This is a genomic window from Micromonospora yongxingensis (assembly GCF_052601155.1).
This window is the reverse complement of record NZ_JBQXEO010000022.1, coordinates 1-17,311: the sequence shown is the minus strand read 5'-3', so window position 1 is coordinate 17,311 and position 17,311 is coordinate 1. Positions and strand designations below refer to the sequence as shown.

Genomic DNA, 17,311 nt, shown 5'->3' with positions numbered 1-17,311 from the left:
CGATGCTGGTAACCCGGGGCGGCGCACCGGCAGGCCCGGCGGAGGGGGGACGCGATGAGGGGTTGGCTCGCGCTCACCCTCGGCCTGCTGGCGGTCGTCATCGGCGCGGTGTGGACGGTGCAGGGCCTCGGCTACGTCAGCGGCAGCGTGATGACCGACGAGCGGATCTGGGCGGTGCTCGGCCCGCTCGTGGCCCTGGCCGGGCTGGTGCTGCTCTGGTTCGGCCTGCGGTCGCGCCGCCGACACTGACCGGCGGCCGGCCTGGTCCACAGTGGCTCCGGGGCGGCTGGCACGCGGGAAGGCTGGCACGTGGAAAGCCCCGCATCCCGGATGGGATACGGGGCTACACAACGACCCCTGGCCGGATCGTCCCACTGGCCGGCGGGGGCCGGCCACATTACTCAGAGGGGACGGACCTGCTCAGCCTGGGGGCCCTTCTGACCCTGAGCGATCTCGAACTCCACCCGCTGGTTCTCCTCCAGCGACCGGTAGCCGCTGGTCTGGATGGCCGAGAAGTGGACGAACACGTCAGCACCCCCGCCGTCGACGGTGATGAAGCCGAAGCCCTTGTCAGCGTTGAACCACTTCACGGTTCCCTGCGCCATGTGTATCTCCTTCTAAAACTGGTGGCCGTGCACGCCGTACGGCCGATTGGCCGTTTCGAGCAGCGGCGCCTGAGGCGGCCCCCACGAAGGAGACTTCTCTCAACCCACGCCATCTCGCAGCAGCGTGGATCAGCAAATCACGTACCCAAAAAGTCTGTCACGACCTTCTCGACGAATTTCTCCGACATGTGACCTGACGGATGCCTCAGGTCGCTGGGCGGCGGCCGGCGCGATGCGAAAGGCCCCCTGCCCGTCGATGCGGGGAGGGGGCCGAGGGCGCCGTGGCGATCAGTCCGGCCAGTGGCCGGTCATCCGCCGGACACCGACCGCTCCACCCCGATCCACCGCCGCACGGACCACCGCGAAGATGGCCCCCTGCAACGCCGCGGCGGCCAGGATCTCGCCCCAGCCCCGGTCCTCGTCGGTCGCGATGGGCGCCTCACCGTCGCCCGCGGTGACCTTCCAGATCTGCCGGAAGATCGCCCCCGCCGCCGCACCGGCGGCGATACCCAACAGCACGCCGACCGGCCGGTACGCGGCCCTGCCGATGCCCTTGCTCACCTACGCCTCCCCCGCACGATCATCAGCACCACCACGGTGGCCACCGCACCGGCGGCGATGGCCGCCCACGGCACCGGGTTGCGTCGTACCAACTCGCTCTTTTCGTGCGCCTGCGCCCGTGCGTCCTCGGCGCGGCGCACGGCCTGCCCGCGGACCCGGGCCACGGTCTGCGCCGCCTGCTCGCGCACCCGCTCCTTCGCCTGCCCGGCGGATTCCTTCAGGCGCGCCTTGACGTCGGCCTTGGCGGCCAGCGCCTCCATCGTCTCGCCCAACTCGACCCGGGTGCGACGGATCTCCTCGCGGAGCGCCTCCGTGTCACCCGATCCGTTGCCCGTCATGACCGTCCCCTGTCCTTCACCGCGGCGGTGACGGTGTCCACGTCGGCCCGGAGGCTGCGGACGGTGGCCGCGGGAACCGGCGGGACCGCCCGGCTCACCTGCTTCTTGCCCACGAGGGCGAGGACGCCGGCCACCAGGAAGAGAGCCACCGCCACGATCAGCGCGGCGGCCCAGGCGGGCAGCACCAGGTCGAGTAGCAGGATCGCCGTGGCGACCAGCGCGCCCAGGCCGAAGAACGCCAGCGCGCCGCCGCCGCCGAACAGGCCGATCCCGATGCCGGCGTGCTTGCCCTTCTGGGTCAACTCCGCCCGGGCCAGCGCCAGTTCGTCCCGCACCAGGCGGGAGACCTGTTCGGTGGCCCGCTGCACCAACTCGGCGGTGGAGGGCTCGCTCCCGTTCTGGGATGTGCGGGCGTTAGCCACATCAGCCATGCTGTCCTCCTTTCCTCATCACCGCGCTGTATGCCCGGAGTCGCCGCCCGTCAATCCTAAAGCGCGCCAACCCGGTCACCGTTCCCGTTCGTGCGGTTGCCGAGCCGCTGGCCCAGCCGGGCGCAGTAGAGACGTCCGGCAGCAGGTCCCCCACCTAAGCCCGGTCAAACCTCGCCGATCGGACCTTCCTTGCCGGACCACCCAAGACCTCACAGCACCCCCGCCCCACCAACGCCGATCCCCGTCCCCCAGAAACGCCCGACCCGTCCACTCCACGGCGCTGATCATGAAGTTGGTGGCGCGACACGCCGTCACAGCCGTCGCCAACTTCATGATCACCTGGGGTGGGGGCGGGAGGGGCGGGTGGGGCGGGGTCAGGGGCGGCGGGTGGGGGTTTCCTCGGGGCCGACGAAGGCTTCGCTGCGGGCGGCGCCGTCGTCGCTGCCGCCGAAGACGCGGGCGTCGTCCGGGACGTCGGTGTCGCCGAGCCGGCGTACCGGGCGGCGCGGCTGCACCCACTGCCAGGGCAGGTTGCTGCTGGCGTCACCCAGCTCGGTGCGCATCCGGGGCATCGCGGTGGGGCGGGACTCGCGGATCCAGGCCACCAGGTGCTCGCGTACCAGGCAGCGCAGATCCCACAGGCTGCCCGCGTCGGCGGCGCTGACCAGCGCGCGCACCCGGACCGTCCCGCCGGTGGCGTCGGTCACCTGCAGGACGCAGACCCGGCCGTCCCACAGCTCGGTGCTCTCGACCAGCCGGCGCAGCTCCTCCCGCATGGCCTGCACCGGCACCGCCCAGTCCACGTCGAACTCGGCGGTGCCGAGCACCGCCGCCTCGGTCCGGGTCCAGTTCTGGAACGGCTTGCTGGTGAAGTACGAGGTGGGCAGGATCAGCCGGCGGTCGTCCCAGATCTGCACCACCACGTAGCTGAGGGTCAGCTCCTCGATCCGGCCCCACTCCCCCTCGACGACCACCACGTCGTCGAGCCGGACCGCGTCGCTGAAGGCGAGCTGGAGGCCGGCGAAGACGTTGCCGAGCAGGCTCTGCGCGGCCAGCGCGGCCACCACACCGACCACACCGGCGGAGGTCAGCACGCCGGCGCCGATGCCGCGCACGCTCGGGAAGGTCATGAGCATCACGCCGACGGTCAGGATGACGATGACCGCGATGGTGAGCCGGCGCAGCATCACCACCTGCGTCCGTACCCGCCGGGCGTGCCGGTTGTCGGGCACGTCGACCCGGAACCGGGCCAGCGCGGTGTCCTCCACGACCACCAGCAGCGCGGCCACCAGCCAGGCGGTGGTGGCGATGACGCCGAGGATGAGCAGGTGCAGCAGCAGCCGACGCCAGCCCTCACCGACGGCGTACCCGGTGCTGAAGCGGGCGGCGAACTGCACCGCGAGGACCGTGGCGGCGACCTGGAACGGGCGGTGCGCGTGGTCGGTCAGCTCCGTCATCAGCAGTGAGCGCTGGCCGAGCCGCCGGGTGACCCGATGGACGACCTCGACCAGGAACAGGGCGACCGCCGCCGCGACGAGCGCGGCGACGGCCGTTCCGAGGTAACTCTGCACGGGTGTGGTGCTCCCTCCGGATGGGCGACGGTGCTCGGGCAAAAGCCCAATAGTGCCCCACGCCTCCCGAATCGGCGAGCTCAGACCTTGCGGTACCGGGACTGCAGGAAGCAGAACAGGCCGAAGGCGGCGATGCCGAGGGCGACCAGGGTCAGCAGCACCGTGCCGTAGGACTGCTCGCGCAGCGCGTGCAGCGCGGCGTCCAGACCACGGGCCTTCTCCGGGTCGTAGTTCACCGCCGCCACGATGATCAGCAGGCCGGCGATGCCGTACGCGATGCCCTTGGCGACATAGCCGGCGATGCCCAGCCGGCGGGTCAGCTTGTGGGTCTTCGGGCTCATCTGCCCGGTCTTCAGGTGCTTCTCGAACCGCTTGACCAGACCGTAGATCACCAGGCCGACACCGATCGCGGCGAGCACCAGCCCGGCCAGGCCGACCAGCCAACGGCCGCCGCTGGAGGTCATCAGCTTGCCGGTCAACGCCTCCTGCTGGTCGGCGCTGTTGGAACCGGCGTCCTTGAAGACCTTGAACGCGGTCCAGGCGAAGTAGAGGTAGACGATGGTCCGGCCGGCCGAGCCGAGCCGCTCCACGACCCGCTCCCTGCCCTGCTCGGCGCGGTGCCCCACCGCCGCCTCCAGCGCCTGCCAGATCGCCATCGCGAGCAGGCCCACCGCGGTGGCGATGACGAGGAACCTGCCCAGCGGCTGCGCGGAGAGGGTCCGCAGGGCGCCGGACTGGTCGCCGTCGTCGCTGGACTTCCCGAACGCGATCTGCAACGCCAGCCAGGCGAAGAGCAGGTGGACGATGCCGTAGCCGATGAAGCCGGCCCGGGCGAGGAGTTCCAGCCACCGGCTGTCCGCCGTACGGGAGGCGGTGGCTTCGGCGCTACGGGTGAGTGACATGGCGCCACAATCTCCGATTCCGGAGATCCCCAAACGTCGGCCACCGCCCCCGCGCTCGTCAGTTGCCCGGGTTGCGTGAAACGCGAATCTTGACCTGCTGGTCGGTGACGCTGTCCAGGGTGACCGCGAAGCCCCCGGCCTCGGTGGCCTGCTGGCCGGTGGTGAGGGTGAGCTGTTCGCCGGCGACCTCGACGGTCACCTGGTCGCCTTCGGCGCCGACCAGCTTGGCCTCGACGCCCAGGATGGTGGCGCTCGCGTCGACACCCCGCTCGAAGGTGACCGTGCAGGCGTCCAGCCCGCAGTCTGTGGAGGCGCCCTGTGAGCTGCAGCCGGCGAGCACGGCGAGGCCGAGCGCCAGGCCGGCGAACAGACCGGCGGCGCGGCGGACGGTGGGCTTCGGGATGGTGGCGGGTCGGTTCGTCACCCCGCCAAGGGTACGAGACGTTCGCGACACCTCCACCCAACGGTGATCATCGCGCCGGCCGACCGGGGTGCGAGGGCACCGGCTAGGGTCCCGACATGCCCTTCGACATCGCCCGCACCCGGGCCGCCTACCCCGCCCTGACCGAGGGCTTCGTCCACTTCGACGGGGCCGGGGGCACCCAGACCGCGGCCGGTGTCATCGACGCGGTCACCGACGCCATGCGGAGCGCCGTCGGCAACCGCAGTGCCGCCTTCACGCCGGGTCGCCGGTCGCTGGAGCTGGTGGCCACCGCCCGGTCGGCGGTGGCCGACCTGCTCGACGCCGACCCGGCCGGCGTGGTGCTGGGCCCGAGCGCCACCGCGCTGACGTACACCCTGGCCCGCACGCTCGGCGCGGGCTGGCGCCCGGGTGACGAGGTGGTGGTCTCCCGGCTGGACCACGACGCCAACGTGCGGCCGTGGGTGCAGGCCGCCGAGGCGGCCGGAGCGACGGTGCGCTGGGCCGAGGTCGACCGGCACACCGGTGAGCTGCCCGCCGGCCAGTACGCCGAGCTGGTCAACGAGCGCACCAGACTGGTCGCGGTGACCGCCGGCAGCAACGCCATCGGCACCGTGCCGGACGTGCCGGCGATCGCCAAGACGGCGCACGCGGTCGGCGCGCTGGTCTGCGTCGACGGCGTGCACTCGGTGCCGCACGGGCCGACCGACCTGGCCTCGCTCGGCGCCGACGTGCTGGTCACCAGCGCCTACAAGTGGTCCGGGCCGCACCTGGCGGCGATGGTGGGCGACCCGGCCCGGTGGGCGGCGCTGCGCCCGGCGAAGCTCGTCCCGTCCTCCGACGCGGTGCCGGACCGGTTCGAGTACGGCACCCCGAGCTTCCCCCTGCTGGCCGGCGTGGCCGCGGCGGTGGACCACCTCGCCGGGCTGGACCCGGACGCGGTCGGCGACCGGCGGGCACGGCTGCGGGCCGGGCTGGCCGCCGCCCAGGCGCACGAGGAGGCGCTACTGGAGCGGCTGCTCGCCGGGCTGGCCGAGCTGCCGGCGATCACCGTCTACGGGTCGCCGGCGCGCCGCTGCCCGACGGTCTCCTTCCGGGTCGCCGGGATGTCGCCGGCGGCCACCCAGGGGGCGCTGGGGGCCGCCGGGTTCTGCCTCTCCGCCGGCGACTACTACGCCTACGAGTACTTCCAGACGATGGGGCTGCGGGACAGCGGCGGCGCGGTCCGGGCCAGCATCTACCACTACAACACGGCCGACGAGGTCGACCGGTTGCTCGCCGAACTGGACGCGCTGGTGGGGAGAATGGGCCGATGAGCACCCTGGTCGAGGACAACCCCGCCAAGCACCGGTTCGAGATCCTGGTCGACGACGCGCTGGCCGGCTTCACCGCGTACGTGACCCGCGGGGACCTGCTGGTCTTCACGCACACCGAGGTGGACCCGGGGTTCCAGGGCAAGGGCGTGGGCGCCACGCTGATCCGGGGCGCCCTGGACGCGGTACGCGCCCGTGGCGGCTCGGTGGTGCCGCAGTGCCCGTTCATGGCCGCGTTCATCGACAAGCACCCGGAGTACGCCGACCTGGTCGCCGTACAGAAGTAGTGCCCGGGTGCCCGGCGCGGGTCGAGGTCAGCGGGCGCCGGTCAGCACCTCGGCGGCGGCCCGCCCGCTGGCCCGGGTGGCGCCGTGCGTGGCCAGGTGCACCGCGCCGGTGACCAACTCGGGCACGCCCAGCTCGACCACGACCGTGTCCGGGCGGGCGGCCAGCGCGCGCCGCACCGCGGCCCGCATCCACTCGTGCCGGTGCAGGTCGCGGACCACCAGCACCAGCGGGTGGTCACCCGCCCCGGCGCCCGGGTCGGCCGGCACGTCGGTCTCGGCGTAGCGGACGGTGCTCGTGCCGGGCAGCAGCTCGCCCAGCGGCAGGCCGAGGCCCCACGGGGTCTCCGCGCCGATGGCGATGTTGCGCGGCGGCTCGAACTCGACCACGTGCGCCGCGCGGGTCAGCGGCAACGCGACCGTCCCGGGCGCCGCGACGGTGACCCGCACGGCGCGGCGGGCGGCGATGAGCCCGACGTCCGCGCCGCCGCGCGCACCGGCCGACCGCTCGGAGCGGGCCGCCACCGTCCAGGCCGCGAGCTGGCCGACCCGTTTGGCCGCCTCGGCGAGGCGCTCCTCGGGCAGCTCACCGGAGACGACCGCCGCCACGATGGCGTCGCGCAGCTCCCGGGCCGCCTGCTCGTCGGCCCGTTCGCCGCCCACACAGATGGCGTCGGCTCCGGCGGCGAGCGCGCGGACCGCCGCCCCGGCGAAGCCGTACCGGTCGGCGACCGCGCGCATCTCCACGGCGTCGGTCACCACCACGCCGGAGAAGCCCATCTCGTCGCGGAGCAGGCCACCCAGGATGCGCTGGCTCAACGTCGCCGGCAGCTGCGGGTCCAGGGCGGGCACCAGCAGGTGGCCGGTCATCACCGCCTGCACCCCGGCGGCGACGGCGGCCCGGAACGGGGCCAGCTCGCAGGCGTCCAGGCGGTCCCGGTCGGCGGTGATCCGGGGCAGGTCGTGGTGCGAGTCGACCCGGGTGTCGCCGTGCCCGGGGAAGTGCTTGGCGCAGGCGGCGACGCCGCCGGCCTGCAGTCCGCGTACCCAGGCGGCCGTGTGCCGCGCGACCAGCGCCGGGTCGGCGCCGAACGAGCGGACGCCGATCACCGGGTTGGCGGGGTTGGAGTTGACGTCGGCGTCCGGGGCGTAGTCGAGGGTGACGCCGGCCGCGGCCAGCTCGACGCCGAGGTCCCGGGCGACCGCCTCGGTCAGCTCGATGTCGTCGACCGCGCCGAGGGCGAAGTTGCCGGGTCGGGAGCTGCCCCGCACCGACTCGATCCGGGTGACGTCGCCGGCCTCCTCGTCGATCGCCACGATGACGTCGGGCCGCTCGGCGCGCAGCGTCGCGGTGAGGGCCGCCACCTGGGCGGTGTCGACGACGTTGCGGGCGAAGAGCACCACCGAGCCGAGCCCCTCGCCGAGCCAGCGGCACACCCACGGTGGTGGGGTGGTGCCGACGAACCCGGGTTGCAGCACGGCGGCGGCCAGCGCCGGGAGGTGTCCGCTGGGCGCGGTCACGCCGGCCCCCCGTGGTGGTCGGCGTTGGTCCCCGGCGCTGGCGCGCCAGCGCCGACCCGGTGGTTGCGCTCGCTCATGCGGCCCCCGTACCCCATCTCTCGCGCGCCCTGGGCGCACCGCCACCGGCAGGCGGTGCTGCCATGGTCACACCGGGCGATTCAATAGTCAATAAACCTTACAGTTGCCTGGAGGCGCGGTCCCCGGGAGAGTGCGGGCATGGATCCCGCCCTGCTGGCCGACGCGACGAGCCCGGCCGACATCCCCGGCGTACGCCTGCTCGGCCTGGTGGTCGGCGCCCTGCTGCTCCTCGCCGCCATCCGGGCGATGTTCGGCCGGCGCTGAGCGCGACCGCCCGATCGGGCACCCTCGGGCCGGGTGTGGCCGACGGCGGCCGGGGTACGGCTTCCCCGTCAGCAGGCCCGCACCGCCGAGGGGGAACCATGAAGATCGGTTACTTTCTGTCCAGTGAGGAGTTCACGCCGGCCGAGCTGCTGGAGCAGGCGCGCGGTGCCGAACAAGCCGGCTTCGAGGCCCTGTGGATCTCCGACCACTACCACCCGTGGGTGGACGCCCAGGGGCAGAGCCCGTTCGTCTGGTCGATGATCGGCGCCCTCAGCCAGGTCTGTTCGTTGCCGGTGACGACCGCGGTGACCTGCCCGACCGTGCGGATCCACCCGGCTGTGATCGCGCAGGCGGCGGCGACCAGCGCCGTGCTGCACGGCGGGCGGTTCGTGCTCGGCGTCGGCAGCGGCGAAGCACTCAACGAGCACATCTTCGGCGACGCCTGGCCGCAGGCCGACGTCCGCCTGGAGATGCTGGAGGAGGCCGTCGAGGTGCTGCGCAAGCTGTGGACCGGCGACTTCGTCAACCACCACGGGAAGCACTACACCGTCGAGCAGGCCCGGATCTACACGCTGCCCGACACTCCCCCACCGATCTACGTCTCCGGCTTCGGCCCGAAGTCCATCGACCTCGCCGCCCGGATCGGCGACGGCTACGTGAGCACCATGCCCGACGCCGAGATGGTCCGGCGCTTCCGGGAGAACGGCGGCGGCGACAAGCCGTGCCAGGCCGGCTTCAAGGCGGCGTACGCCGACAGCGAGGACGAGGGCGTGCGGATCGCGTACGAGCGCTGGCCCAACGCCGGGGTGCCCGGTGAGCTGTCCCAGGTGCTCCCGTCGCCGCGCCACTTCGAGCAGGCCGCCGAACTGGTCAAGCCGGAGATGATGAAGGACGCGTTCGTCTGCGGCAACAGCGTCGACGCGCACCTGGAGATGATCGACAAGTACGCCAAGGCCGGCTTCGACGAGGTGTACGTGGCCAACGTCGGCCCGCACCACCAGGGCCTGTTCGACCTGTACCAGCGCGAGATCCTGCCCCGCCTGCGCTGAGCCGTCCCACGTCGGGGAGGTCTTGGACAGGTGCCGTCCGACCGCCGGCACCTGTCCAATATCTCGGTCCCGTTGCGGATGGCCAGCGCCACAGTCGAACGAGTTTCGGTGGTGATCGGCTCGGGTACCTCCGGCCCTCGATGAAACTGTCCACGCACTCGATGACGTTGCGCCGTGCGGCGCGGAGCCTCTTCGGCTGGACCGCGCTGCGGCCCAACCAACTGGCGGCCATGCGCGCGGTGATGAAGCGACGCGACGCCCTGGTGGTGCTGCCCACCGGCGCCGGCAAGTCGGCCATCTACCAGATCCCGGCCAGCCTGATCCCCGGCCCCACCGTGGTGATCTCCCCGCTGCTGGCCCTGCAGCAGGACCAGATCGCCGCGCTCAACGAGCGCCAGCGTCCGGAGCTGCGGGCGGTGCGGATCAGCTCGAACGAGTCGGCCGCCCAGCAGGCCGAGGCGATCGCCGAGATTCGCGAGGGCCGGGCGGAGTTCCTGTTCATCACACCCGAGCAGTTGAGCAACCCCGATCGGATGGTCGAGGTGGCGGCACTCAAGCCGGCGCTGGTGGCGATCGACGAGGCGCACTGCATCTCGGCCTGGGGGCACGACTTCCGCCCCGACTACCTGGCGCTCGGGCATCTGATCGAGGGCATCGGCCGGCCACCCGTGGTCGCGCTGACCGCCACGGCGTCCCCGCCGGTACGCGACGACATCATCGCCCGCCTGCGACTGCGCAAGCCGGAGGTGGTGGTCTCCGGGCTGGACCGGCCCAACCTCTTCCTCGAGGTGGCGCACTGCCCCACGGAGGACTACCGGTGGCGGCGTCTGGTCACGCTGCTGCGCGACGACGAGCGGCCGGGGATCATCTACGTGCCGACCCGCCGGGCCGCCGAGGAACTCGCCGCCAGGCTGACCGACGCCGGCTTCCCGGCGCAGTTCTACCACGGTGGGATGGCGGCCGGCCCGCGTGCCGAGCTGCACGAGGCGTTCCTCGCCGACGAGGTGCCCATCATGGTGGCCACCTCGGCGTTCGGGATGGGCATCGACAAGCCCAACATCGCCTGGGTGGTGCACATGGCGCTGCCCGACTCGCCGGACAGCTACTTCCAGGAGATCGGCCGGGCCGGGCGCGACGGGCAGCCGGCCCGGGTGCTGCTGCTCTGGCAGGCCGAGGACGTGGGCCTGCAACGGTTCTTCAGCGGTGGCCTGCCCGACGAGAACGAGCTACGCGACCTGGCCGCGTTGCTGCGCCGCAAGCCGGCCACCAAGACCGAACTGCGCGAGGCCACCGGCCTCGGGCCGCGCAAGCTCGGCCAGTACCTCTCTCTGCTGGAGCAGGTCGGGGCGGCCGAGCCACGCGCCCGGCAGCGCATCGGCGCGCCCCGCTACTCCCCCACCCCGGTCGACGCCGCCGCGGCCGCGCTGGCCGAGGCGGAGCGACAGCAGACGGTGACGCGGTCCCGCACCGACATGATGCGGGCCTTCGCCGAGACCAGCGCCTGCCGGGGGCAGACCCTGCTGGCGTACTTCGGCGAGCAGATGACCCAGGTCTGCGGGCACTGCGACAACTGCCACGCCGGCACCAGCGTCGCCGACGACGGCGCGGTCGGGCCGTTCCCCGTGCACAGCCAGGTGCGCCACCCGGAGTGGGGGGCCGGCATGGTGCTCGGGTACGAGGAGGACAAGATGACGGTTCTCTTCGACGAGGTCGGGTACAAGACGCTGTCGGTGCGCGTGGTGTCCGAACAGGGCCTGCTGACCCTCGACTAGCCTGACCGGGCACCGGGCCAACCGATTGACCAAGCAGAGCAGGGTGGAAGGGGCGTTGCCGTGATCGAGCAGCCGGCGTACACCGGTTTCGGTTTCTCCGACGAGGAGTGGGGGCTGCTGGTCGGCCTGCCGCAGTCGGTGCTGACCGCGGCGAGCGCCGCCGAGTCCGACGGCACCCGCCGGACCATGGCGGAGAACGCTGCCGGGTTGGAGACCATCGCCGCCGGCCGGGAGTCGGCCAGCCCGCTGGTCGCCGCCGTGGCCGGCGAGATCGTGACCCGGGTCGGCGACCCGGACAGCGGCGAGGAGCTGCCGGTCATCGCTCCCGCCGACCCCCGGGCGATGATCGACGACGTGCTGCTGCGGGCCACCGAGGCCGCCACGCTGCTGGCGGCGCGGGTCGACGAGGGCGAGGCCGGCGCGTACAAGCACTGGCTCGTCAAGATCGCCGAGCAGGTGGTGGGCGCCGCTTCCAGCGGTGGGCTGCTGGGCCTCGGCGGCGAGTCGGTCAGCGACTCCGAGCGGCGCTTCCGCGACCGGCTCGCGCACGTCCTCAACGACTGACCCACCCGACAGGCGGCCGCCTGGTGGTCCCCCTGCGGGGAGGCCCACCGGGCGGCCGCTCTGCTGTGCTGGTCAGGAGGTCGCCGGACCGGTCGGGGTCGGCGTCCGACCGTCCGCCACCGCCGATGCGGCCGGACCGGCCGGGACCGGGTCGGCCTCCGGCACGGCGGGGTCACCGGGCCGCACGCCGCGCAGCGCGACCAGCGCGGTCGCCGCGCCCAGCAGCATCGCCACCACGGCGGCGATCGCGGCGAGGTGCAGCCCGTCGGTGAACGCGAGCCGAGCGGCGTGCAGCACCGTGTCGCCCAGCTGGGCCGGCAGCCCCTCGGCCACCGCCAGGGCGCCGGCCAACGTCTCCCGGGCCGTGTCCCGCGCCTCCGCCGGCAGCCCGGCGGGCAGGCCGTCGACGACCTCCCGGCGGTAGACCGCCGCGCCGACGCTGCCCAGGATCGCCATGCCCAGCGCGCCGCCCAGCTCACTGCTGGATTCGGTCAGCGCCGAGGCGACACCGGCCTGCTCCGGCGGCGCCGCGCCGAGCACCAGCTCGGTGACCAGCGACATCACCATCACCAGACCGGCCGCGTAGATGCTGGCGCCGAGCAGCAGCAGCCAGAGGTGCGACTCCGGCGTGAGCCGGGTCAGCACCACGAAGCCGACCACGGCGATGCCGAAACCCGTCCCGATCAGGTACGCGCGCTCGACGCGCTGGGCGAGCGCGGCCGCGGCCGGGGCGATCCCACCCACCGCCAGCGAGGGCACGAGGCTCCACAGTGCCGCCCGCAGCGGGCTCAGGCCGAACACCAACTGGAGGTGCTGGGTGGTGAAGATGGCGAAGCCGACCAGGGCGAACATCGCCAGCAGGTTGACCGCGAGCGACCCCGCGAAGCCACGGCGGCGGAACAACGCCAGGTCGATCATCGGGTACGCCCCGGTGCGCTGCCGGTGCAGGAACAGCGCCCCGACCAGCAGGCCGGCGACGACGGCCGCCACCCGCGCCGCGTCGACGCCGTCGCGGGCCATCTCCTTGATCCCGTAGATGACCGGCAGCAGGGCGCCGAGCGAGAGCACCGCGCCGAGCAGGTCGAACCGCCCGCCCGCCGGGTTGCGGAACTCGGGCACCAGGACCGGGGCGAGCAGGAGCAGCAGCAGCATCGCCGGAATGTTGATCAGGAAGATCGAGCCCCACCAGAAGTGCTCCAGCAGGATGCCGCTGAGCACCGGACCGATCGCGATGCCGCCGGTGAGCGTGGCCGTCCAGATGCCGATCGCGGTGCCGCGCTGCCTGGCGTCGTGGAACATGTTGCGCACCAGGGCGAGGGTGGAGGGCATCAGGGTGGCCCCGCCGACGCCGAGCACGGCGCGCGCGGCGATCAGGGTCGCGGGGCTGTCGGCGTACGCGGCCAGCAGGGACGCCGCGCCGAACGCGGCGGCGCCGAGCAGCAGCAGCCGGCGCCGGCCGATCCGGTCGCCCAGGGCGCCCATGGTGATCAGCAGTCCGGCCAGCACGAAGCCGTAGATGTCGAAGATCCAGAGCTGCTGGGTGGCGGTGGGGCGCAGTTCCTCGCTGATGAACGGGACGGCGAAGTAGAGCACCGACACGTCCATCGAGACCAGGAGCAGCGGCAGCATCAGCACCGTGAACCCGATCCACTCCCGCCGGCCCGCGCGGGGTGCCGGTGCGGTCGTCGCTGTCATGGGAGGACTCCTTCTGCGTATGACGTACGCTGTAATGCGTAGACCATACGCAGAACTAGGATGGCGAGGCAAGGAGGACATGTGGCGGCGACGACAGACGACAACGGCCCGGCGATCCCGCCGGCCATCGAGAGCGCCTGGGGGCTGCGCGAGCGGCCACCCAAGGGCCCCCGGCCCGGGCTGACCGTGGGCGGCATCGTGGACGCCGCAGTACGGGTGGCCGACACCGAAGGGCTGGCGGCCGTCTCGATGAGCCGGGTGGCCAAGGAACTGGGCGCCGCCACCATGGCCCTCTACCGGTACGTCGGCTCCAAGGACGAGCTGCTCATGCTCATGGTCGACGCCGGGTACGGCCCACCGCCCGGCCCGGCCGCACCCGAGGACGACTGGCGCGCCGGCCTGACCCGCTGGGCCTGGGCCGAACACGACGTGCTGCGGCAACGCACCTGGCTGCTGCACGTGCCGATCACCGGCCCGCCGATCACCCCCCAGCAGCTCGGCTGGCTCGAGGACGGGCTGCGCTGCCTCGACGGCACCGCACTGGCCGAGGGCGAGAGGATGTCCGCACTCCTACTGATCACGGGTTACGTCCGCAACGAGGCCACCCTCACCGCGCAGATCACCGAGGGCAGCCGGGCCGCCGGCATCGAGCCGGGCGAGATGATGCCCGCGTACAGCCGGATGGTCAGCCGGCTCATCGACCCGGCCCGCTTCCCGTCGCTGCACCGGGTGCTGACCTCCGGCGTGCTGGGCCAGGAGGACAATCCCGACGACGAGTTCGTCTTCGGCCTCGACCGCATCCTCGACGGCATCGAAGCCCTGATCCGGCGTCGAGCGGTCTGAGGGGGCCCGATGTTGCACAGGGACACCGTCGACACCACCGTCCTTCCGCCCGCTGAGCGGTTCGGGATGTGGCTGGACCTGGTGGCGCGCACCTCGGCGCCGATGCGGATCCAGTCCGCGCACGCCGACGACTTCGCCGCCCGGGCCGACTTCATCGATCTCGGCCCGATCCAGCTGATCGATTACCGCTATCCGTCGCTGGACGCCACCCGGACCCGCAAGCTCGTCCGCCAGTCGGATCCGGAGCTCTACATGCTCGCCCTCACGACGGGCGGTGTCGGCACGTCCAGCCAGGACGGTCGCCGCAGCGAGATCCGGGCCGGCGAGTTCACCTTCTACGACGCCTCCCGCCCGCACGACGTCGGCCACCACGCCACCGAGCCGGAGCAGGGCCAGGCCAGCTCCATCATCGCGATGATCCCGCACGCGGCGCTGCCCCTACCGCCGCAGCGGATGGCCGCGCTGTACGGCGGCCGGATGTCCGGCAGCGAGGGAGTCGGGGCGTTGCTGGCGCAGTTCCTGCTCCAGGTCACCGGGCACCCCGAGCAGTACCACGCCGCCGACGCCAGCCGGCTCGGTGCCGTGGGGCTGGACCTGGCCACCACCATGCTCGGCCGGCACCTGGTCGCCGAGGACGAGGTACCCACCGAGGTACGCCGGCGGGCGCTGGTCACCCAGGTGCAGGCGTACGTCCACCGCCACCTCGGCGACGCGACGCTCAGCCCGCAGACCGTCGCGGACGCCCACCACATCTCGCTGCGCTCACTGCACCGGTTGTTCGAGGGCGAGGAGGCCACCGTGGCGTCGTACATCCGGGACCTGCGTCTGGCACGGTGCCGGCGCGACCTCACCGACCCGGCGCTGCGCACCCATGCCGTGCAGACCATCGGCGGACGCTGGGGGTTTCCGGACAAGGCCCACTTCAGCCGGGTGTTCCGGGCGGCGTACGGGTTGAGCCCACAGGCGTACCGCGAGGCGCACTCCGGTCCGGCGCGGATCGTCAACCGCGCGGCGTCCATGGTCAACTCGGCAGAGGCAGACTGACAACCGACGCGGCCGACCCGCCGCCCGTCCAGCGGGCCCACGGTCGACCGTAACGGGGGCCGTGGCGAGGCGCCCGCCGCCAGGCCGCGGCGGGCGGCCGCCCGGTGTCGACCCCGACGGTCAGGCCGAGACCCCGGTCCCGTCACTCTCCCCCCAGGATCGTCGGCGGGGCCGGTCAGGCCTTCTCCAGCAGCTCCAGCACGATCCTTTCGGCCTCCTCGCGGGGCGCTTGCGGGTCCACCGGCGCCACCACCCCGTCGTGGTAGAGGTCGACGACCCGGGGGTCCACGTAGGACGTACGGGCCACCGTGGGTGTGTTGCCCAGAAGTTCGGCGACCTCGCGCATCACCGCGACCACGGCCCTGCGCCGCGCGGTCATCGACCGCGCCGGGCCGACGGTGGCCAGTTCGGTGGCGGCGAGCACGGTGGCGTGCCAGGTGCGGAAGTCCTTGGCCGTCATCTCCCCGCCACTGGCGTCGCGCAGGTAGCCGTTGACCTCGTCGCTGCGCACGTCGCGCCACTCCCGGCCGTCCCAGTAGCCGAACAGCCGGTCCGCCTTCCGCCGGCGACGGCGCAGGTTGGTCAGCACCTGGCACAGCTCCGGGTCCTCGATCCGGCGCACCTGCTCGATGCCGCCCTTCGCGGGGAACTCGAAGATCACACAGCCGCCCCGCGTACGGGCGTGCTCGGGGCGCAGGGTGGACACTCCGAACGTCGGCTCGTCGCCGGCCGCGTACTGGTCACTGCCGACCCGGAACATGCCCATGTCCAGCAACCGGGCCACCGTGGCCAGCACCCGGTCCCGCCCCAGTCCCCGGCCGTTGAGGTCGTGCCCCACCCGTTGCCGCAGCACCGGCAGTCGCCGGGCCACCTCCAGCACGTGGTCGAACTTCGCCTCGTCCTGCTTCTCCCGCCACAGCGGGTGGTACAGATACTGCTTGCGCCCGGCCGCGTCGACCCCGGTCGCCTGGATGTGCCCGTTCGGGTACGGCGAGATCCAGACGTCCTGCCAGGCCGGGGGGATGACCAGCTCGCGCAGCCGGGTCAGGACCTCGGGGTCCTTGACCGGGGCACCGCTCGGGTCGAGGTAGAGCCAGCCCTTGCCACGACGACGACGGCCGTATCCCGGCCGACCCGGATCACTACGCCGCAACCGCACCGGAGACCCGCACCACCCGTTCCACCTCGGCCACGGCGGCCAGCACCTCGTCCAGGTGCAGGGCCGCCAATGTCGGATGGCTTCCTACCCCCTCCCACCTGGGCCAATCCACCTGTCCGGCCCAGAGCACCCGGTGTTGGGGGCGGTCCGGCGGCGGCCCCCAGTGGGCCGGTGGCACCGGCCCGAAGAGCACCACCGAGGCGGTGCCGTAGGCGGTGGCCAGGTGGGCCACGCCGGTGTCCCCGCTGACGACCAGCCGGGCGTCGGCGACCAGGGCGGCGAGCGCTCCGAGGTCGGTCCTGCCGGCCAGCACCGCGGTGGGTGGCAGGCCGGCTGCCTCGGCCACCCGGACGGCCAGCATCCGTTCGTCGGCCGAGCCGGTGAGCAGCACCCGGTGACCCCGGTCGGTGAGCGCCCGGGCCAGCGCCGCGAACCGTTCGGCGGGCCAACGCTTCGCGGGGATGTTGCTGCCGGGATGCAGCACGGTGGCCCCGGCGGGCAGATCGGCTGGTTCCGGCCGGCGCAATGTCAGGTTGGTGCGGTCGGCGGGGATGTCGTACCAGGACAGCAGCCGGCACCACCGGTGGACTTCGTGTTCGTCGGGGGTCCAGGGCGGGCCGTCGGTGAAGCCGGCGTCGGCGTTGGCGAAGGCGAGCAGTCGTCGGGGCTGCGTGTCGGCGAGCATCCGGTGTGACTGGGGGCCTTTGCCGTGCAGGTTGACGGCGATCTGCGGGGCCGGCCCGGGCCAGGCCAGCCCGTCCAGCCCGGTGGTGTCGACCAGCCGGTCGACGCCGCCGACGAGGTCGACCAGTGGTGCCAGCCAGGCGGGTGCCGCGAGCACCAGTTCCTGGCCGGGGTACGCGGCGCGTAGTGCCCGCAGCGCGGGCACCGCGGTT

General features: G+C 73.0%; 20 protein-coding genes. 9 read left to right on the top strand and 11 right to left on the bottom strand.

The annotated features are described in order from the left end of the window. Positions 1 to 54 precede the first annotated feature (54 nt). The gene (locus ACTWLT_RS23685) at positions 55 to 249 is read left to right on the top strand and encodes a hypothetical protein (RefSeq protein WP_445320272.1); all 195 of its coding nucleotides are present in this window, start codon (positions 55 to 57) and stop codon (positions 247 to 249) included. 152 nt (positions 250 to 401) lie between these two features. On the opposite strand, the gene ACTWLT_RS23680 is transcribed toward ACTWLT_RS23685, so the two are convergent. The 7 genes from ACTWLT_RS23680 to ACTWLT_RS23650 form a co-directional block, all read right to left on the bottom strand. Next, entirely contained in the window at positions 402 to 605 is a 204-nt protein-coding gene (locus ACTWLT_RS23680; protein WP_007458127.1) for a cold-shock protein, read from the bottom strand. Between the two features lie 288 nt (positions 606 to 893). Then, positions 894 to 1,166 (bottom strand): DUF4235 domain-containing protein, encoded by a 273-nt coding sequence (locus ACTWLT_RS23675; RefSeq protein ID WP_252420309.1) that lies wholly within the window; start codon positions 1,164 to 1,166, stop codon positions 894 to 896. Next, complete coding sequence (locus tag ACTWLT_RS23670; RefSeq protein WP_445320271.1) at positions 1,163 to 1,504, bottom strand: DUF3618 domain-containing protein; 342 nt, start codon at positions 1,502 to 1,504, stop codon at positions 1,163 to 1,165. The genes ACTWLT_RS23675 and ACTWLT_RS23670 overlap by 4 nt, the downstream gene beginning before the upstream one ends. Beyond that, entirely contained in the window at positions 1,501 to 1,935 is a 435-nt protein-coding gene (locus tag ACTWLT_RS23665) for a phage holin family protein (RefSeq protein ID WP_252420307.1), read from the bottom strand. The genes ACTWLT_RS23670 and ACTWLT_RS23665 overlap by 4 nt, the downstream gene beginning before the upstream one ends. A 374-nt stretch (positions 1,936 to 2,309) precedes the next feature. Next, complete coding sequence (locus ACTWLT_RS23660) at positions 2,310 to 3,506, bottom strand: mechanosensitive ion channel family protein (protein WP_445320270.1); 1,197 nt, start codon at positions 3,504 to 3,506, stop codon at positions 2,310 to 2,312. An 80-nt stretch (positions 3,507 to 3,586) separates the two neighbouring features. Continuing rightward, on the bottom strand, positions 3,587 to 4,408 hold the full coding sequence (locus tag ACTWLT_RS23655) for a DUF1206 domain-containing protein (protein ID WP_445320269.1): 822 nt from the start codon (positions 4,406 to 4,408) through the stop codon (positions 3,587 to 3,589). A 58-nt stretch (positions 4,409 to 4,466) separates the two neighbouring features. Beyond that, positions 4,467 to 4,832 carry a hypothetical protein gene (locus ACTWLT_RS23650; RefSeq protein ID WP_252420285.1) on the bottom strand — a complete coding sequence of 122 codons (366 nt, stop codon included), beginning with the start codon at positions 4,830 to 4,832 and terminating at the stop codon, positions 4,467 to 4,469. 95 nt (positions 4,833 to 4,927) lie between these two features. On the opposite strand from ACTWLT_RS23650, the gene ACTWLT_RS23645 reads away from it, so the two are divergent. Both ACTWLT_RS23645 and ACTWLT_RS23640 read left to right on the top strand, forming a co-directional pair. Then, positions 4,928 to 6,145: a cysteine desulfurase-like protein gene (locus tag ACTWLT_RS23645; protein ID WP_445320268.1), complete on the top strand. Its 1,218-nt coding sequence runs from the start codon at positions 4,928 to 4,930 to the stop codon at positions 6,143 to 6,145. Next, positions 6,142 to 6,429, top strand: coding sequence for a GNAT family N-acetyltransferase (locus ACTWLT_RS23640; RefSeq protein WP_252420281.1), 288 nt, complete (start codon positions 6,142 to 6,144; stop codon positions 6,427 to 6,429). Before ACTWLT_RS23645 ends, ACTWLT_RS23640 begins: the two co-directional genes overlap by 4 nt. A 27-nt stretch (positions 6,430 to 6,456) precedes the next feature. Here ACTWLT_RS23640 and ACTWLT_RS23635 read toward each other — a convergent pair whose 3' ends face one another. Next, positions 6,457 to 7,947 carry a glycoside hydrolase family 3 protein gene (locus ACTWLT_RS23635; RefSeq protein WP_445320267.1) on the bottom strand — a complete coding sequence of 497 codons (1,491 nt, stop codon included), beginning with the start codon at positions 7,945 to 7,947 and terminating at the stop codon, positions 6,457 to 6,459. 216 nt (positions 7,948 to 8,163) lie between these two features. Between ACTWLT_RS23635 and ACTWLT_RS23630 the strand changes: the two genes are divergently transcribed. The 4 genes from ACTWLT_RS23630 (at position 8,164) to ACTWLT_RS23615 (ending at position 11,674) form a co-directional block, all read left to right on the top strand. Continuing rightward, positions 8,164 to 8,289 (top strand): hypothetical protein, encoded by a 126-nt coding sequence (locus ACTWLT_RS23630; RefSeq protein ID WP_255421242.1) that lies wholly within the window; start codon positions 8,164 to 8,166, stop codon positions 8,287 to 8,289. Positions 8,290 to 8,387: 98 nt separating this feature from the next. Further along, complete coding sequence (locus ACTWLT_RS23625) at positions 8,388 to 9,338, top strand: TIGR03557 family F420-dependent LLM class oxidoreductase (RefSeq protein ID WP_252420277.1); 951 nt, start codon at positions 8,388 to 8,390, stop codon at positions 9,336 to 9,338. 140 nt (positions 9,339 to 9,478) lie between these two features. Beyond that, a complete protein-coding gene (locus ACTWLT_RS23620; RefSeq protein WP_445320266.1) occupies positions 9,479 to 11,110 on the top strand; it encodes a RecQ family ATP-dependent DNA helicase in 1,632 nt (543 codons plus the stop codon). Between the two features lie 60 nt (positions 11,111 to 11,170). After that, positions 11,171 to 11,674, top strand: a complete 504-nt coding sequence (locus ACTWLT_RS23615) for a hypothetical protein (protein WP_445320265.1) — start codon at positions 11,171 to 11,173, stop codon at positions 11,672 to 11,674. Between the two features lie 72 nt (positions 11,675 to 11,746). On the opposite strand, the gene ACTWLT_RS23610 is transcribed toward ACTWLT_RS23615, so the two are convergent. Beyond that, positions 11,747 to 13,369: an MFS transporter gene (locus tag ACTWLT_RS23610; RefSeq protein WP_445320264.1), complete on the bottom strand. Its 1,623-nt coding sequence runs from the start codon at positions 13,367 to 13,369 to the stop codon at positions 11,747 to 11,749. An 81-nt stretch (positions 13,370 to 13,450) separates the two neighbouring features. Between ACTWLT_RS23610 and ACTWLT_RS23605 the strand changes: the two genes are divergently transcribed. Both ACTWLT_RS23605 and ACTWLT_RS23600 read left to right on the top strand, forming a co-directional pair. Then, a complete protein-coding gene (locus ACTWLT_RS23605; protein ID WP_445320263.1) occupies positions 13,451 to 14,212 on the top strand; it encodes a TetR/AcrR family transcriptional regulator in 762 nt (253 codons plus the stop codon). Between the two features lie 9 nt (positions 14,213 to 14,221). Further along, the gene (locus ACTWLT_RS23600) at positions 14,222 to 15,256 is read left to right on the top strand and encodes an AraC-like ligand-binding domain-containing protein (protein WP_445320262.1); all 1,035 of its coding nucleotides are present in this window, start codon (positions 14,222 to 14,224) and stop codon (positions 15,254 to 15,256) included. A gap of 175 nt (positions 15,257 to 15,431) precedes the next feature. Here ACTWLT_RS23600 and ACTWLT_RS23595 read toward each other — a convergent pair whose 3' ends face one another. Then, entirely contained in the window at positions 15,432 to 16,415 is a 984-nt protein-coding gene (locus tag ACTWLT_RS23595; protein ID WP_445320261.1) for a DNA topoisomerase IB, read from the bottom strand. Then, on the bottom strand, positions 16,399 to 17,311 hold a 913-nt coding region (locus tag ACTWLT_RS23590; protein ID WP_445320260.1), incomplete at its 5' end, for a glycosyltransferase family 9 protein. The genes ACTWLT_RS23595 and ACTWLT_RS23590, both read right to left, overlap by 17 nt.

Excerpts from the sequence above, each read along its gene's own strand:
- ACTWLT_RS23625 (WP_252420277.1), top strand. The coding sequence starts at position 8,388 with ATGAAGATCGGTTACTTTCTGTCCAGTGAGGAGTTCACGCCGGCCGAG.
- ACTWLT_RS23620 (WP_445320266.1), top strand. The coding sequence starts at position 9,479 with ATGAAACTGTCCACGCACTCGATGACGTTGCGCCGTGCGGCGCGGAGC.
- ACTWLT_RS23600 (WP_445320262.1), top strand. The coding sequence starts at position 14,222 with ATGTTGCACAGGGACACCGTCGACACCACCGTCCTTCCGCCCGCTGAG.
- ACTWLT_RS23645 (WP_445320268.1), top strand. The coding sequence starts at position 4,928 with ATGCCCTTCGACATCGCCCGCACCCGGGCCGCCTACCCCGCCCTGACC.
- ACTWLT_RS23655 (WP_445320269.1), bottom strand. The coding sequence starts at position 4,408 with ATGTCACTCACCCGTAGCGCCGAAGCCACCGCCTCCCGTACGGCGGAC.
- ACTWLT_RS23680 (WP_007458127.1), bottom strand. The coding sequence starts at position 605 with ATGGCGCAGGGAACCGTGAAGTGGTTCAACGCTGACAAGGGCTTCGGC.
- ACTWLT_RS23610 (WP_445320264.1), bottom strand. The coding sequence starts at position 13,369 with ATGACAGCGACGACCGCACCGGCACCCCGCGCGGGCCGGCGGGAGTGG.
- ACTWLT_RS23665 (WP_252420307.1), bottom strand. The coding sequence starts at position 1,935 with ATGGCTGATGTGGCTAACGCCCGCACATCCCAGAACGGGAGCGAGCCC.
- ACTWLT_RS23630 (WP_255421242.1), top strand. The coding sequence starts at position 8,164 with ATGGATCCCGCCCTGCTGGCCGACGCGACGAGCCCGGCCGACATCCCC.
- ACTWLT_RS23640 (WP_252420281.1), top strand. The coding sequence starts at position 6,142 with ATGAGCACCCTGGTCGAGGACAACCCCGCCAAGCACCGGTTCGAGATC.
- ACTWLT_RS23670 (WP_445320271.1), bottom strand. The coding sequence starts at position 1,504 with ATGACGGGCAACGGATCGGGTGACACGGAGGCGCTCCGCGAGGAGATC.
- ACTWLT_RS23685 (WP_445320272.1), top strand. The coding sequence starts at position 55 with ATGAGGGGTTGGCTCGCGCTCACCCTCGGCCTGCTGGCGGTCGTCATC.